The sequence below is a fragment of the Geobacillus sp. Y412MC52 genome (assembly GCF_000174795.2).
Lineage (GTDB): Bacteria > Bacillota > Bacilli > Bacillales > Anoxybacillaceae > Geobacillus > Geobacillus thermoleovorans.
On the sequence record NC_014915.1, the window covers coordinates 607,623 to 622,988 of the forward strand.

15 protein-coding genes and 1 pseudogene are annotated in these 15,366 nt (G+C 47.1%); 8 read left to right on the top strand and 8 right to left on the bottom strand.

What is annotated here, in order from left to right:
- Positions 1-17: 17 nt before the first annotated feature.
- The 3 genes from GYMC52_RS03145 to GYMC52_RS20135 all read right to left on the bottom strand — a co-directional run bounded on the left by GYMC52_RS03145 (position 18) and on the right by GYMC52_RS20135 (position 2,982).
- Positions 18-1,391, bottom strand: a complete 1,374-nt coding sequence (locus GYMC52_RS03145) for a radical SAM protein (protein ID WP_230982734.1) — start codon at positions 1,389-1,391, stop codon at positions 18-20.
- 50 nt (positions 1,392-1,441) lie between these two features.
- Complete coding sequence (locus tag GYMC52_RS03150; RefSeq protein WP_013522940.1) at positions 1,442-2,614, bottom strand: ISL3 family transposase; 1,173 nt, start codon at positions 2,612-2,614, stop codon at positions 1,442-1,444.
- A 221-nt stretch (positions 2,615-2,835) separates the two neighbouring features.
- Positions 2,836-2,982 (bottom strand): huazacin family RiPP peptide, encoded by a 147-nt coding sequence (locus GYMC52_RS20135; RefSeq protein WP_156779978.1) that lies wholly within the window; start codon positions 2,980-2,982, stop codon positions 2,836-2,838.
- A gap of 221 nt (positions 2,983-3,203) precedes the next feature.
- On the opposite strand from GYMC52_RS20135, the gene GYMC52_RS03155 reads away from it, so the two are divergent.
- A complete protein-coding gene (locus tag GYMC52_RS03155; RefSeq protein WP_013523048.1) occupies positions 3,204-4,082 on the top strand; it encodes an IS982 family transposase in 879 nt (292 codons plus the stop codon).
- Between the two features lie 297 nt (positions 4,083-4,379).
- Here the strand turns inward: GYMC52_RS03155 and GYMC52_RS03160 are convergent.
- Positions 4,380-5,006 (bottom strand): annotated as a pseudogene (locus tag GYMC52_RS03160) (transposase); the annotation flags it as partial.
- Between the two features lie 187 nt (positions 5,007-5,193).
- On the opposite strand from GYMC52_RS03160, the gene GYMC52_RS03165 reads away from it, so the two are divergent.
- Entirely contained in the window at positions 5,194-6,699 is a 1,506-nt protein-coding gene (locus GYMC52_RS03165; RefSeq protein WP_041468858.1) for a coproporphyrinogen III oxidase, read from the top strand.
- Between the two features lie 130 nt (positions 6,700-6,829).
- Here the strand turns inward: GYMC52_RS03165 and GYMC52_RS03170 are convergent, their stop codons facing one another.
- From GYMC52_RS03170 to GYMC52_RS03185, 4 genes are all read right to left on the bottom strand, one after another.
- Complete coding sequence (locus GYMC52_RS03170) at positions 6,830-8,488, bottom strand: IS1634 family transposase (protein WP_013523051.1); 1,659 nt, start codon at positions 8,486-8,488, stop codon at positions 6,830-6,832.
- A gap of 191 nt (positions 8,489-8,679) precedes the next feature.
- Entirely contained in the window at positions 8,680-9,042 is a 363-nt protein-coding gene (locus tag GYMC52_RS03175; protein ID WP_015731654.1) for a hypothetical protein, read from the bottom strand.
- Between the two features lie 86 nt (positions 9,043-9,128).
- Positions 9,129-9,917, bottom strand: a complete 789-nt coding sequence (locus GYMC52_RS03180; protein ID WP_230982735.1) for a hypothetical protein — start codon at positions 9,915-9,917, stop codon at positions 9,129-9,131.
- A gap of 140 nt (positions 9,918-10,057) precedes the next feature.
- The gene (locus GYMC52_RS03185; protein WP_013523053.1) at positions 10,058-10,243 is read right to left on the bottom strand and encodes a YhzD family protein; all 186 of its coding nucleotides are present in this window, start codon (positions 10,241-10,243) and stop codon (positions 10,058-10,060) included.
- Between the two features lie 149 nt (positions 10,244-10,392).
- On the opposite strand from GYMC52_RS03185, the gene GYMC52_RS03190 reads away from it, so the two are divergent.
- From GYMC52_RS03190 to serC, 6 genes are all read left to right on the top strand, one after another.
- Positions 10,393-11,292 (top strand): ABC transporter ATP-binding protein, encoded by a 900-nt coding sequence (locus GYMC52_RS03190; protein ID WP_013523054.1) that lies wholly within the window; start codon positions 10,393-10,395, stop codon positions 11,290-11,292.
- The gene (locus tag GYMC52_RS03195) at positions 11,285-12,514 is read left to right on the top strand and encodes an ABC transporter permease (protein WP_011230149.1); all 1,230 of its coding nucleotides are present in this window, start codon (positions 11,285-11,287) and stop codon (positions 12,512-12,514) included. Before GYMC52_RS03190 ends, GYMC52_RS03195 begins: the two co-directional genes overlap by 8 nt.
- A gap of 118 nt (positions 12,515-12,632) precedes the next feature.
- The gene (yhaM, locus tag GYMC52_RS03200; protein ID WP_013146238.1) at positions 12,633-13,610 is read left to right on the top strand and encodes a 3'-5' exoribonuclease YhaM; all 978 of its coding nucleotides are present in this window, start codon (positions 12,633-12,635) and stop codon (positions 13,608-13,610) included.
- Between the two features lie 25 nt (positions 13,611-13,635).
- Positions 13,636-13,764, top strand: a complete 129-nt coding sequence (locus GYMC52_RS03205; protein ID WP_013523055.1) for a hypothetical protein — start codon at positions 13,636-13,638, stop codon at positions 13,762-13,764.
- 111 nt (positions 13,765-13,875) lie between these two features.
- Entirely contained in the window at positions 13,876-14,064 is a 189-nt protein-coding gene (locus GYMC52_RS03210; protein ID WP_011230152.1) for a sporulation YhaL family protein, read from the top strand.
- 129 nt (positions 14,065-14,193) lie between these two features.
- A complete protein-coding gene (serC, locus tag GYMC52_RS03215) occupies positions 14,194-15,276 on the top strand; it encodes a 3-phosphoserine/phosphohydroxythreonine transaminase (RefSeq protein WP_041469550.1) in 1,083 nt (360 codons plus the stop codon).
- Positions 15,277-15,366: the final 90 nt, after the last annotated feature.

Here is a 15,366-nt window from a genome sequence, read left to right on the forward strand (position 1 = left end):
TCTATGTAATTCATGTATTATCTTTCTAAGATGTTGTCCAAATTGACGTTTTTCTCCATAAGGGTATAAGCAAGTTCAAATATTCTTTGCTTTTCTTCAATTAATTTTTGACAAGGCTTCATCTGTTTTCTGTTAAATTCTCCTTGAGCTGTTAGAAGGACTCGATAGCATGTTGGGCAAAATCTTTGTATAGGGCAATTAATACAGCCTGGACCCACGTGTTTGTTATATCTGTCGAGAGTTTCTGTTATTTTTTTAAAATCTATCCATTTTTTTGTAGTTCCTATAGGCATTTTATCATTTACCTTTTCGCAACTATGCAATATTCCTTTAGTGTCTACGGCAATTTTTGTGCCTGGCACACATGTGCCTGTAAAAGGCAAAAAAGAAGGTCTTAACTCTTGTATGGATACGTTTAGAGGTCTATTTATTACTTCATATAATGGAAGAGCAAAAAGCAATCTTAGCACTGGATCGAGTTTTTCTCCATTCATGACTTTTTTGATAAATATTTGTTTTAATTCTTCTAATTGTTTCTTAAAGTTATTTTTCTGATCATCTGAATATTGGTCGTACCAATCTGTACATACATCGGATACCTGCAAAAGCATAGTCAATTTGTTTTTTACTAGTTCATTCGTGGAGTAAAATTCTCGAAGTTTATGCAAATCCGTTCCTACATCATAAACCCCTATTATTTGACAGTTCGTTCTATAGTAATCGGGATATTTAGTTTTTATATAGCGTATTTTTTCCATAACGTCATCAAACGTACCTTTGTTGTTGGCATAAACTCTCATTCTATCATTTTCTTCCTTATACCCATTTAAACTAATAGATAGAAGAAAATTGTTGTGTACCAAAAATTCTATTTTTTCTTCATCTAATAAGGTAGCATTGGTTGTCATATTAAAATAAATTTTCCCGTTGTATATTTGCTTAGAGTAAGTAACAATTTCTTTGATCAGTGTATAATTTAATAAAGGTTCCCCACCGTAAAAACCAATTATAGGTATCAAAAACGGCTTCTTTTTCTTTATATTAGAAATACTAGATAAATACTTAAATACAGCTTCTTTAGCGATGGAAGAGTCCATTTTAAAGGAATTATGTGTCCTGCTGTTTTCATAGTTTCCTGAGTACACGCAGTATTTGCATCTTAGATTGCAATTTTCCGTTACAATCAGTATTAATTGTCTAAATCCGTTTTCATGAATAAATTTTTCTATTTCTTCCCTGTTCGCTGCTTTAAACTCATAACGTTGCTCACCAAACACTACTCTCTTATTAGGAACATTATCTACAACACTTACATTCCCTGTCGTATCATCATAAAAATAAGAATTATTCATTGTGCTAAAGTAAAAACCTCTTTTTTCCAAAGTACTCATCCTTTCATAAATATTTGGTTCATCACCAAAAGATGTACTTGAACCTACCATTAAAGTATGTTAGCTGTTTCTAGACGAACCCGCAATGCAAAACGCTGGATATTTCTGTATCCGTATCCCCGACGTTTGATTAGCTTGATCTTGTTATTTGTTCCCTCCATTTTTCCATTCGAATAAGGTGACAATATGCATGATATGATTTCATCTGTTCGTTTGACAAGCGATTTTGCGATGGCGCGTACAGCCGAACAAGGACAAAATACATATCGGTGAATCCAAGCCTCCAAACGTCGTTTCGCCTGTTGCTCGTCTTTGCTTTTAGACACATAGCGAAAATGTTGGAGCGATTGGTAGACAGACTTTAAGTAATCGCTTTCATTGCACCATTTCCGTACGATTTGGCGTTCTTCCTCCGTCAATTTCTCTGGGCATTGGCTCAATAAACGACAAACGTAACGAACATTTCCGTGTTTCTTGCCTCCTTTGTCTAAATATTTGCGACAACGCTCTAAAGCATCTGTAAACAGCTGAATGACATGGAAATAATCAACTACATGTGTCGCCTCTGAGCAAACCCTTTGAATCGCTTTTTTCATTGCTGGAGCCAAATCGCTCACGACATACTGAACAGAACCAGACACATGAGCCAACGCACGTCCAATGGCTTCCTCGTTCTTTCCTGCTTCAACGGCATACACTTCTCCCGTTTCGGCATCCATGATCGCCACCCCGTAGTCATGCCCTTTTCGAAACGCAAACTCATCGACACAAACCGCCTTTGGTTGGATTTCATTCGATAGGAAGGAAGGGGCATGGGTATAAAACCAACGTTCAACGGTCGTGTAAGGAAGCTTGAGCATACGAGCCACTGCCTGAATGGATGTCCCTATGCAAGATTGCGCTGCCCATTGTTGAAAGGCATCCGTTGCTATGCTTCGAGGGGAGATTCCTGGATAAGACGTGCTGAATGTCATGCCACACGTACCACAACGTCTTCGCTCTACAGGAAGTTCGATCCAAAAAATCCCGATTCGCTGAGCATAGCCATGCATCCATTGCTTCTTTTTTCCTGTCATTTTGATCGTGCGTTTCAAGCAGACAGGACATAACGGGCATTGTTCGGGAAGAGAAAGTTCGAAAATCCAACGTTCTTCTTCTTTTCGTACCTTTTGAATCAAAACATCTGGTAAATCGATGAGTTCTTTGATAAACTGAGAGTACATGCGAATTTTCCTCCAATGGTTTGGTTTGGTCACCTTTACCATACAGGAAAATTCGCATTTTTTGTACCCTCTATTTTCCCTATGCATACCTATCTTAAAATCTCAAGTACAACTTGTGGTGAAGAGCCAAATATTTGGGGAAAAGTCATCCTATCATTAAGGATGACTTTTCCAATATTCACCGCCTTAATCCACTTGCCTATCTCAACTAAGAAGATTTTTTATGAATCATATCCACTAGCATATCCTGATGTTGTTCCTACTGCATCCATAATTGGGCTAGTAGTGTCAATTGCGCAAACTCCTAGGCAAGGTGCAGCACATTTGAGAGCGCACATCCAGACGCCATCAGGCTTTACTTCTTTCATGTTATCACCCCTTCCTTAAATTCTATTAAATTCCTATCCTTTGTTAAAAGGGTAGGATTTACAAGTATATATTAACAAGTTATTGTTAAATCGGAAATAAAGAATACTCTTTTTTAACCCGTGGTGCTAGATAAAACTCAGACAAGCATAAAAATAGCCCTTGCTGGCGGATCTCCAGTAGAATGAAAGTATCACCCAACATTCGAAAGGAGAGATCCCCCATGCAAGAGCACTTTCATTTTACTACAGATCCAGCCAAACTTCAAAAACAATATGCCGCTATTTTCTGTTTTGTTTCTGCTCAACTGTCGTTGATTCAAATGTATCTTCATCGCCGCAACCGTCACTTGGTCAAGCAAAAAGACGAAGTGGTCATGGCGGTTCACCTTTTGGGGAAGCTGCTGGGCTTTTCTTCTGAACGAGCCTGGCATCGCTTTGTCACGGGAAATTTGTTCACAAACGGCTCGTTTCTTGAACGCTCCCGATACAACCGCCGCTGCCGAGCGCTTGGCTTCGCGGTCAAATGGATTCGTCATGAACTAGCCAAACGTGGCCAACACCATGCTTATGCCGTTGTTGACAGTTTGCCTCTTCCGTTGTGCCATCCCGCGAGAATGCAGCGCGTCAAGCGATTTCGAGGGATCGCGGATATGGGGTATTGTGCTTCCAAAAAGCAATGGTACTACGGTTTCAAGCTGCATCTTCAAGTGACCAATCAAGGGCTGGCCATGGGCTATGTCGTGACGGAAGCGTCCTGCCACGACGTCAAAGCGGCTGAAACGGTGATGACTCAAATCCCTCATCCCTACAACTTTGGAGACAAAGGGTACATCAGCCGCGCTCTTCGAGAAAAGCTGTATGAAGAACACCAAGCCGCGTTCTGGACACCGTCTCGACACAATCAAAAGCACGGCCCATCCAAGGCATGGGAAGAATGGATCAGGAAAAAACGCAAAGTCATCGAGACGGTGTTTTCGATTCTCGTGGACCAATACCGGATCACCGACATTCGGGCGAATTCCATTGCCGGGTTTGAAGTGGCACTCGATGGCATCTTGGTGGCTTATTCCCTGGTCACACTAGGGCTGGTTGAGCGCTGACGCTCAACTAGCACCACGGGTTCTTTTTTAATAAAATATACAAAAATTATGTATTTTTGTATATTGTCAAACTTTATATAGTGAATATAGTTTTTGGATATTCACCACAAGTTGTACTTGATCATTCAAGATCGGTGTGCATAGAGAAAATAGAGGATACAGAAAATGCGAATTTTCCTGTATGGTAAAGGTAACCAATCCCAACCATTGGAGGAAAATTCGCATGTATTCTCAGTTTATCAAAGAACTCATCGACTTACTAGAAGGCCGGTGAATTAATGGGGAATAGACTTCAACAGGATCCCGGTCGGCTGTCGGTGACTCGGTCTGTTCATCTTCCCGGGCGGTGCGGGCGAGGTAGTCCTCCAACGTTTCCACCGGAGCGAGCTTGACTTCCCGCAAGCTGTGGATCGAAGCATTCGCCCGCACTTGGGTGCCATCGGCCGCCGCATGCACGTCTGGCGAGATCAGCTCCGCCGCGATGCACGGATCCACCACGCAGGTCATCAGCCGATCAAAGATTCCGTGTTGGCGCCAGCGTTTCCGTGTTTTGACGAGTGTGGTTCGATCCGGCAGTGTGGGGTGATGAGGATCCGGATGGAGCAAGGATTCACAGTCGAGACCGCAAAACCACAAGCATCCGGCATGCATGGGGAGGATCTCATACAACTCCCGCTCGGAGTGGTCGAACCAATACGAGAGCAGCATCAGGCGAAGCAACTGTTCCGGATCCGCCGCTGGACGACCCGTTTTTTCCGTGTACAGGGGAGCCACCCAATCGTGAATGGCGGAAAAGTCAACGGTTTCGTTGATTTGGCGCAGGATATGATGTGGGGGAATCAGGTCCTCCGTGTCGATGACTTGAAACAGCCGAGGCTGAGTCGAAGGGTTTTTGGGGGATTTCATGATCCATTCACACTCCATTCCAACGATTTTTCTTCCTTTTTCGACATAAGCCCCCTAAATCCCTGCCTTGGCGTGTACTTTTTCACCGGCCTTCTAGGTTCGCCAAGCAGGAGTCATTCCCGTAAAGTCGCCGAAAGGTGCATTCTTCCGCTTGACGAAGGAAACAGCCGTTCAGTACACTGAAAGAAGTTTGAAAGAAAAGGTGATGAACGTGCGGATCGAAATTCAAGGACTGCCGCATCCGGAACGGTTTCAGCGCCCGCTCGAAGTGATGACCGAGCTGTTCTTCGAAGCGCCGGAGCTGTCGTTCGCGCCGCTTCCCGAGGCCGATATGGCCGCTATGTTTTCCGTCAAGGAAGACGGGTGCATCGCTGTTTCTGGGACGCTTCTCGACAAGACGTCCGGGCGCGTTGAGGAAGCGAGTCATGAATGCAGCACGCCGGCGGATGCTGACGGGAAAACGTACGAAAAACAGCTGAAAAACGCCGTTTTGCATGTCTATTTGACGTTGCTTGAGCGTTCTACCGGCCTCATTCAGCCGTGGGGTGTGCTGACCGGCGTGCGTCCGGTCAAGCTGCTTCATCAGCTTTTGCGCTCAGGCCTTTCGAAAGAAGAGGCGCACCGGAAGCTGGCTGAAGAGTATTTAGTGACAAACGAAAAAATCGAATTAATGCAAGCGATCGTGGATCGTCAGCTCACGGTCGTTCCGGATTTATACGATTTGGCCCACGAAGTGAGCATCTATATCGGCATTCCATTTTGCCCAACGAAATGCGCCTATTGCACATTTCCAGCGTACGCCATCAACGGCCGCCAAGGGTCGGTCGACGCCTTTTTGGCCGGCCTTCATTACGAAATGGAGGCGGTCGGCCGCTTTTTGCGCGAGCGCGGCATCCGCATTACGACGATTTACTACGGCGGCGGGACGCCGACGAGCATTACGGCCGACGAGATGGACCGGCTGTACGCTCATATGTATGACGTATTTCCAGACGTCGACCGCGTCCGCGAAATCACGGTCGAAGCCGGGCGTCCGGATACGATTACGCCGGAGAAGCTCGAAGTGTTGAAAAAGTGGCGGATCGACCGCATCAGCATTAACCCGCAATCCTACATTCAGGAGACGTTAAAAGCGATCGGGCGCCATCATACGGTCGAAGAGACGATCCACAAGTTTCATTTAGCAAGGCAAATGGGTATGAACAACATTAATATGGATTTAATCATCGGACTGCCCGGCGAGGGTCTGGCGGAATTTACGCATACGCTCGCCGAGACGGAGCGGCTCATGCCGGAATCGCTCACCATCCACACGCTGTCATTTAAACGGGCGTCGGAAATGACAAAGAACAAACAAAAGTACAAAGTCGCCAGCCGCGAGGAAGTGCAGGCGATGATGAAGGCGGCCCAAGAATGGACAAAGGAACACGGTTATGTCCCTTACTATTTGTATCGACAAAAAAACATTCTCGGCAACCTTGAAAACGTCGGCTACGCGCTGCCAGGTCAAGAGAGCATATACAACATTATGATCATGGAAGAGCAGCAGTCGATCATCGGCCTTGGCTGCGGGGCGTCAAGCAAATTCGTCGATCCGAAAACGCGGAAAATCACCCGCCAGGCGAACCCAAAAGAGCCGAAAGTGTACAACGAGCATTTCGCCGAATATACGGAAGAAAAAATCCATATATTAAAGGGGATATTTGGATGAATCTCACATTTCGCACCCTAACAAGGTCAAAACAAAGGATTTTTTATTTAGTTTTTCAGAATAACTTTTTGACCAACACAACGAGCGATGGCAATCCTTTTTTTACCATCGCTAGTCGTTCTGTATCATGTTAGACGTAGATGCTCTCATCCATGCCCAATCCCTGCAGAATCCTTCGCTGATCCGGGTTGAGGGAGCGATCCAGTGCGCGTTGGATGCGCCCGTCTGGCAGCTCCAGCAGGATGACGTTCACATATTGAAACAGCTGAAAAATCACCTGTCCCGTTGGCCGGGTCAGCTTGCGGCCTCCCGCGCCCTTTAACGGGCGTTCTGGTGTGATGAACTGACGCACCCGGCGCTGAAAAACGCGGTAAATCGCCAAGGCCAAGAGAAATAGATAGCCCAATACGGCGACCCGTTCTGGTTTTTTGACATAAATCTCATCCGTGAAAAACGGATCTTTCAAAAACGCGAAGTTCATTTCCACCGAGATTTGCCCTTTATACAGCTTCAAGATCTCTTGGGCATCCATTTGTTGGCCCTTCCATTCCTTCGGAACGGTCGTGACGAGGACAAACCGGGACGCTTTCCGTCTTGCCTGTTCCCATGCCTGTTGGTCGAATTCGACGTTTAGGCGAAGGGTGTACAGCGTCTCCGTCTCGGGTTCCGCCCCTTTTTTCGGCCGTCCTCGCCGTTTTTTCGGACGCACGATCTCTTCGACCGCGGCCTCCACTCGATGAAACCGAGGGCGAAGGGACGCCTTGAGGGACGTCAAGGCTTGTTCGGCGTCTTCGCGGCAGGAGAAGGGGTGGCGCTCCCAACGGACTTGTTCCTCACGAAGAAGCTCCGCTTCTTTGACCCGCTCTTTTTCGAGCGTCTTTCCTTTGCGCTGGTCGAGCGCGCTCGATTCAACGACGATCAGCCGAACCGGGTGGCCTTCATAGGTCGCGGCCGTTTCCCATACCCGGTACGTGGCGCCGTTTCTCTCCGCCAGGGTAAAGGGTTCGCTCCACGGGATGTGAGGCGAATCGGCCTCCGCTAATGCCCGTTTCACGATCCGAAGCGACGAAGGGCCTCTGGTGATCAAAAAGGCATGGGCGGCTTTCGTCTGCGCCAAGGTGTCTTTCGTCATCGCGGCGGAATCGGCCACGTAAATCCATTCGTCGTCGAGGTGGGCTTGCTTCAGCTGTTCATGGACACGGGACAGTACCTCGGGATTCCATGTTTTATCAGACAGGTTGCCGTCATGCACATCGCCGTAAAACGGGATGCCATCCTCGTTGCCGACCAGCCCGAAGCCGATTGGTTTTTGCCAACGGTGATGGCGGTTATAGTCATGTGTGATCTGCAAAGCCTCCAACGAGGCCGATTCATACGCTCCGTAAACCGTCTTGTCCGTCGTATCAGCGTGAAAGGCTCGGAGGGAAAGGCCTTCTTTGCGATAAATGTGAATCAAGCAAGTGCTGATGACCTTGTGAATATCGGCCTCATACAAGCGGTCGAGATGACGGGCCAAGGCATCGTCGTTCAACCAGGAAGGATGGAGACCGGGACGGATGAGTTTCTCCAGATCGATCTCCTGAGCCCATCGTTCTAAGTGAACAAGGGCTTGCCGGCCGTCAAATAGATTGTAAAGGATGGCCTGAACGGCATCGCTGACTCGCGTTTGGCACTGTGGATCGACGGGCACAAGATGGTCAATCAAGTGGGGGAGGTCCAGTTTTTTGACTAGAACACTTATTATATTCAAATAAGAATTGCGATAGACCCCTTTGACTTTCACATTCATGAGAGAAAAACTCCTTTACGTTCCTTGTGTGTCAAGGATTCATTCGACACCGGAATGAAAAAATCCTCCCGATTTTCGTCGGGAGGGTGCGAAATGTGAGTTTTAATGAGAAAATAATCGGAAAATTCGATGATGAACCTAATTGATTTCGATTTTCGATCATCTAATTCCCTAATATCATCAGTGATACACTACTTTTCGGGCCAGATTTGACGATGATGAGACCCATCATCCAACAATATTTGATTGATATGGGCATACTTATTTTTATCAATTTGGATATGAAAGGAACTACCTTTGCTTCCAAAGGAAAATAAGCTACCCTTAATAGTAATAAGAAGGGTTCCATTTTTCTCGCTTATAGAATACCCTTTATATTTCGTTCCGCTTTCAGCGATACTCCCCTTAATGGAAATCATTTTGTCACCCACATTCGCTTCGCTGATCGCAATACTATTTGGACTTAATGCTTTTGAAAAAAACATAAAAACCACTCCAAATATAATCATTAGAGAAATAATAAAGATCGTAAATAAACCCCTTTTTTTCTTCATATTTTTTCCTCCAAACAAGGAACAAAACCTCAACCGAAATAACGCTTTAAAACGGTAAGGTTCCATTCGTTCCTAAAAGATGATCATTAATACACTTTGCTTCTGATCGGTGCGCCGGTTCCATTAGCATAATATACAGCGTAGCTCGAAGAAAAAGAAAGATTGGTTACATAACCGAATTTCTTTTTAATGTCATCCCTTAGTGAAGTTGGTGTGCTTCCACTTAATTTTACTGCCGCAACGGTGTTCCAAACTTTTGTAGCGAAACTTGCGCAATTATTGGTTAGAGACCAAGTATCACTATTGGCAATGACAGAGTTAATCGAACTCAGTTGGCTAGCATTGAGATCTATGCTTAAGGACACTCGATTATTATATGCGCCTTGGGAAACAAATAAAGCCTCCAAGTTGTACCACAAGCCTGTATGTTCGCTCTTATTCCCCCAGGTTCCTAATGAAACTAATTTCCCGGGTGCCACTCCTGCAAATTTTCCAACTGTAATATTAGAAGAGCTAGTATTTGACACAGTAATCCATGCATGACCATCAGTACTGAAAGAACTGCCTGAAGCATCTGAACTTGCAAAAATCGTTAAAACCGCTACCCCGTTGCCTACACTTTCTGGGCTAATGAACTTCCCTTCTCCACTGTCGTTTGTAGCTGCTGACGCAAAAGAGGGGGACAGGGCAAAATATACAGTCACTACAAAAAATAATAAACTGAATAAACATTTTCTCATTTCAATCACCCCAATTAAATAATATAAAAATGTGATTTTGTTTCCATACACATTGTGTGTATGGATATATATACTAAAATGAATTTTATCAATAATAATAATAATCAATATATTCAGAAAGAAGAACTGACCCAAAGGGGCTGACCCAAAAGGGTAATTTCCCTTAACAAAACACAGCATATTGTTCCTTAATGATGTTTTATACCTATATACGGTAATAAGAAAGGGTGTCCCGATCCTTTTGGGACACCTTCTTTGGGGTCAGCCCCTTTGGATTAACGGTGAAATAAAATGAGCTTGCCGCTGGCATTGACGCAACGGTGTGTTTTCTCCCAACAGCCGCGCTCGCGCAGCTTTTGTTCACCGATTTTTTTCGCTTCTTCATCATTGGCTGCTTCAAACGTTTCATCGAGCAATTTTTCCCCGTTGCGTTCAAAAGCGGTCAACGTATACATCGGCATGTCACCATCTCCTTTCTCTGAATCATCATTCATTTCTCTTTCATTTAGAGGTTTGATAGGCAAATTCCTGCTTCTGTCTGAAACTTTTTTTGAGACTGCACGTTTTAATAATGTGGGTGGAAAATTTGTTTTACGTTGGGGGAATGTGGATGAGTTTAGAGATCATTGAGGTGACGAAACGGTTTGGTCAGGCGACGGCCGTCGACCATTTGACGTTGACGGTTCCAGAAGGGGAGATGTTCGGATTGCTTGGGGCGAACGGAGCGGGAAAAACGACGACCTTTCGCATGATTTTAGGCCTTCTGCTCCCGACGGAAGGGGTGATCCGTTGGCAAGGCGAACCGATTGATTACTCGAAAAGCCATCTGATCGGCTATTTGCCGGAAGAGCGCGGGTTGTACCCGAAGCTGAAAGTGCAAGAGCAGCTTCTGTATTTAGGGCGGTTGCGCGGAATGAAAAAGACGGATATTCTTCCGGAAATCGACCGCTGGCTCGAGCGCTTCCATATCCGCGATTACGCCCACAAGCGGGTGGAGGAGCTGTCGAAAGGCAACCAGCAAAAAATCCAGTTTATCGCTGCTGTGCTTCATCGACCGAAGCTATTAATCTTGGATGAGCCATTCAGCGGTCTTGATCCGGTGAACGTTGAACTGTTGAAAGAAGCGGTGCTTGATTTAAAACGGAACGGCACGACCATTGTCTTCTCGAGTCATCGGATGGAACATGTGGAAGAGCTGTGCGAACATGTCTGCATTTTGCGCCGCGGCCGCGCGGTGGTGGCTGGAGCGCTGCGTGAACTGAAACGTTCGTTTGGCAAACAAATACTTGTTATTCAAGGGGACGGGCCGTTTGAAGAATTGGCGCGGTTTCCTGGCGTTTTGCAGTGGAAGAGGACGGCGGAAGGGGTGCGGCTGCAAATCGCCAATGAGGAGACGGCACAAGCGATACTCGGCCATATAGCAGGAAAAGTCGCGGTTCGTCTGTTTGCCTTGGAAGAACCGTCTCTGAATGATATCTTTATTGAAAAAGTAGGTGCGGCGTATGAATAAGTTTTTCCTTGTGGCGGGGCATACGTATGGAACGAAGCTGAGGGCGAAAGCATTTCTTGTGACAACCGCCATCACTTGCCTGTTGATCATCGGGGTGGCCAACATTCAGCCGATCATCGAGTTTTTCACCGGTGATGAAAAGACTCATGTCGCGGTCATTGACCGCACGGGATCTTTGTACGGTCCGCTTGAGAAGCAGGTAAGCCATGACCAAATCGCGTTGACGAAAATTACGGATATGGAAAACGAAGCGAAAGAAGCAGTCAAAGAAGGCAAATGGGATGGATTGCTCGTATTGTCCATGGATGCGGAAGGATTGCCGGAAGCGGTGTATTATGCCAATACGATTGTGGACAATCAGACGCCTGAGGAACTCAAACGAGCGCTAAGCCAGCTGAAAACAGCGCTTTCAGCCGCTAAGCTCGGCCTGACGGATGAACAAATGGCTGAGCTTTACAAACCTGTTCCGTTCCAAAAGGTGGCATTGGAAAAAAACGCGAAGACGGAAGAGGAGTTGAACCAAGCGCGCGCTCTTGTTTATGTCCTTCTTTTCGCGATGTATATGTTTGTTTTGATGTATGGAGGAATGATCGCGACGGAGGTGGCAACGGAAAAATCGTCGCGCGTGATGGAAATTTTAGTGTCAAGCGTCCCGCCGGTCCAACAGCTGTTTGGCAAAATCATCGGCGTTGCTCTTGTCAGCTTGACGCAATTTTTCGTTTTTTTCGCCGTCGCTTTCGCCGCGTTAAAAACGAGCGGGCAGGAAGTGTGGCGTTTCCTCGGATTTGACCACCTGCCGGCATCGATATTTGTGTATGCACTCGTTTTTTTCTTGCTCGGTTACCTCTTGTATGCGGTGCTGTTTGCCGTGCTCGGTTCGCTCGTCAGCCGGGTCGAAGATGTGCAGCCGGCGATTACGCCGGTCATGATGTTGGTTGTCGCTGCATTTATGATCGCGATGTTTGGCTTAAATGCGCCAGAGTCGGCGTTCGTGACCGGCGCCTCGTTTGTTCCCTTTTTCGCTCCGATGCTCATGTTTTTGCGCATCGGCCTCGTTTCCGTTCCGGGGTGGGAAGTGGCGCTTTGCCTTGTGCTTTTAGCGGCGACGATTGCCTTGCTGATCTATTTTGGCGCCAAAGTGTATCGAGGCGGTGTGCTGATGTATGGGCGAATGAACATTTTCAAGGATATAAAACGGGCCATTCAGCTAACAAAAAAATAAACAGCGTGACGGGACGTTTGGGCCAATGTTTCCTTGCCGTTTCGGCAAGGCTTTCTTTTTGCCCTCTAACCGTTATGATATACTAGAAAGTACGTACAGAGAAACGGAGGAGAACGAAGTGGCGAAAGGCATCATCCATTATGAGGTTGGGGAACAAGTTGATCTCTTTTTGCTCATCAAATCAGCAACGAAAGGCATCGCCAGCAACGGCAAGCCGTTCTTAACTTTGATTTTGCAAGATAAAAGCGGCGACATTGAAGCCAAACTGTGGGATGTCTCGCCGGATGACGAAGAGCGGTATGTGCCGGAGTGCATCGTCAAAGTGGCGGGAGACATCCATAACTACCGCGGCAAATTGCAGCTGCGCATCCGTTCGATCCGTCCTGCTCATCCGGGCGATGCCGTGCGCATCGATGACTTTTTGGAGAAGGCTCCGCTCGGCCGCGAGGAAATGAAGGCGAAAGTCATGGAATACATATTTGCTATGGAAAATCCAAACATCCAGCGCATTACCCGCTATTTGTTGAAAAAATACGAAAAGGCGTTTTTTGAGTACCCAGCGGCGACGAAAAACCATCATGAATTCATCTCCGGACTGGCGTACCACGTCGTGTCGATGCTCGAGCTCGCCAAGGCGCTCATCCATCTCTATCCGTCGCTCAATAAAGATTTGCTTTATGCCGGCGTCATTTTGCATGACCTTGGCAAAGTGATTGAATTATCCGGTCCGGTATCGGCGGCGTATACGCTTGAAGGAAATTTGCTCGGACACATTTCGATCATGGTGAGCGAGATCAGCAAGGCGGCGGAACAGCTCGGCATTCAAGGCGAGGAAGTTGTCATTTTGCAGCATCTTGTGCTCGCGCATCATGGCAAGGCGGAATGGGGCAGCCCGAAGCCGCCGCTTGTCAAAGAAGCCGAGGTGCTTCATTACATTGACAATTTGGATGCGAAAATTACGATGATCGACCGCGCGCTTGAGAAAGTGAAACCAGGTGAATTCACCGAACGCGTCTTTGCCCTTGACAACCGCTCGTTTTACAAACCGGCGTTTTTGTCTGTTTCAAAGCCAAAAAACGCGGGTAGTAAAGAGTAGGGGCGGATCAAGGGAGGGATGGATCATGATCGAACCGATCATTGAAATCGTCCCGACGGCTCAGTATGAACAGGCGAAAGAAGAGTTGAACGAGCTGCGCCGACAGTGGAAGAAAGCGAAGAAGAAAACAAAGAAGAAGCGAAACGAAGCATAAGCGTTGTCCCTAAGAAAGAGGCGGCTTTCCCGCCTCTTTCTCCATGCATACTGCCCCCTTGTTGCGCGTATAGTGTACTAAGACAAGACAAGCATACAAGGGGGAATGGCGATGCTCAGTTTGCCTTGGTGGGTGTATTTGGTTGTTGCCGGCATTATTTTCAGCGGCTATATGACCGTAAAAACGGCGGCGCGTGAGCGGGAAATCGACGAAGCATTCATTGAAAAAGAAGGGGAGATTTACATGGAGCGCATCCGAAAGGAGCGCGAGCGGCGGAAACAAGCGAAGTCCTTGCAATAGCAGGGGCTTTCTTTTTTTGGAAGATTTCATTTGAAAGCGTTTTTTTCGAAAAATTCTCTTTCTTTTTTTGCGAATCGTGTTAGGATAATAATATCAATGGACTACCAGGAGGCAAAGTGAGGGATGACAATGAAACGCGCGTACAACTTCAACGCCGGCCCGTCAGCGCTGCCGCTTCCGGTGCTTGAGCGGGCGCAAAAAGAGCTGCTTAATTTTCAAAACACCGGCATGTCGGTTATGGAATTAAGCCACCGAAGCAAGGAATACGAGGCTGTCCATAATGCGGCGAAAGAGCGGCTCAAGCGGCTTCTAAATGTGCCGGACGGATATGACATTTTATTTTTGCAAGGCGGGGCGAGCCTGCAGTTTTCAATGGTGCCGATGAACCTCCTCACGGAAGGGAAAATCGGCTGTTATGTTCTGACCGGGGCGTGGTCGGAGAAAGCGCTGAAAGAAGCGCAAAAAATCGGTTTGACAACGGTCGTCGCTTCGAGCAAAGAAGCGAACTACACATACATTCCGCCGCTTGATGACGTCCAATGGCCGAAAAACGCCGCCTATGTCCATATTACGTCAAACAACACGATCTTCGGCACTCAATGGAAGGAATTTCCGAACACGCCGGTTGACTTGGTCGCGGATATGTCGAGCGATATTTTAAGCCGTCCGTTCGATGTCAGTCAATTTGCCCTCATTTACGCCGGGGCGCAGAAAAATCTCGGCCCGTCAGGAGTCACGGTTGTCATTCTCCGCAACGATTTGCTTGAGCGCATTCCGGACGGGCTGCCGACGATGCTTGATTACCGGACGCACCAGAAGAGCAATTCGCTGTACAACACGCCGCCGACGTTTGCGATTTACATGCTGTCGCTCGTGCTCGAATGGGTCGAAGAGCAAGGCGGTGTGGCGGCGATGGAAGAGCGCAACCAGCAAAAGGCGGCCGTGCTGTATGAGGCGATTGATGAAAGCGGCGGCTTTTACAAACCGCACGCCGAAAAGGGGAGCCGTTCGCTCATGAACGTCACCTTTACGCTTCCAAATGAGGAGCTGACGAAAACGTTCCTCGCCGAGGCGAAAGAACGCGGGTTTGTCGGGCTCGGCGGGCACCGATCGGTCGGCGGCTGCAGGGCGTCGATTTACAACGCGGTGCCGCTTGAGGCGTGCGAAGCGCTCGCGTCGTTCATGAACGAGTTCCGCCGCCGTTTTGCCTGAAAATTTCTTCTTCACTTTTACACTGCAAAGTGATATAATGATAGAAAAATTCTCGAGCAAAAGATATAGACGAGGAGAGATGAGGAGAGA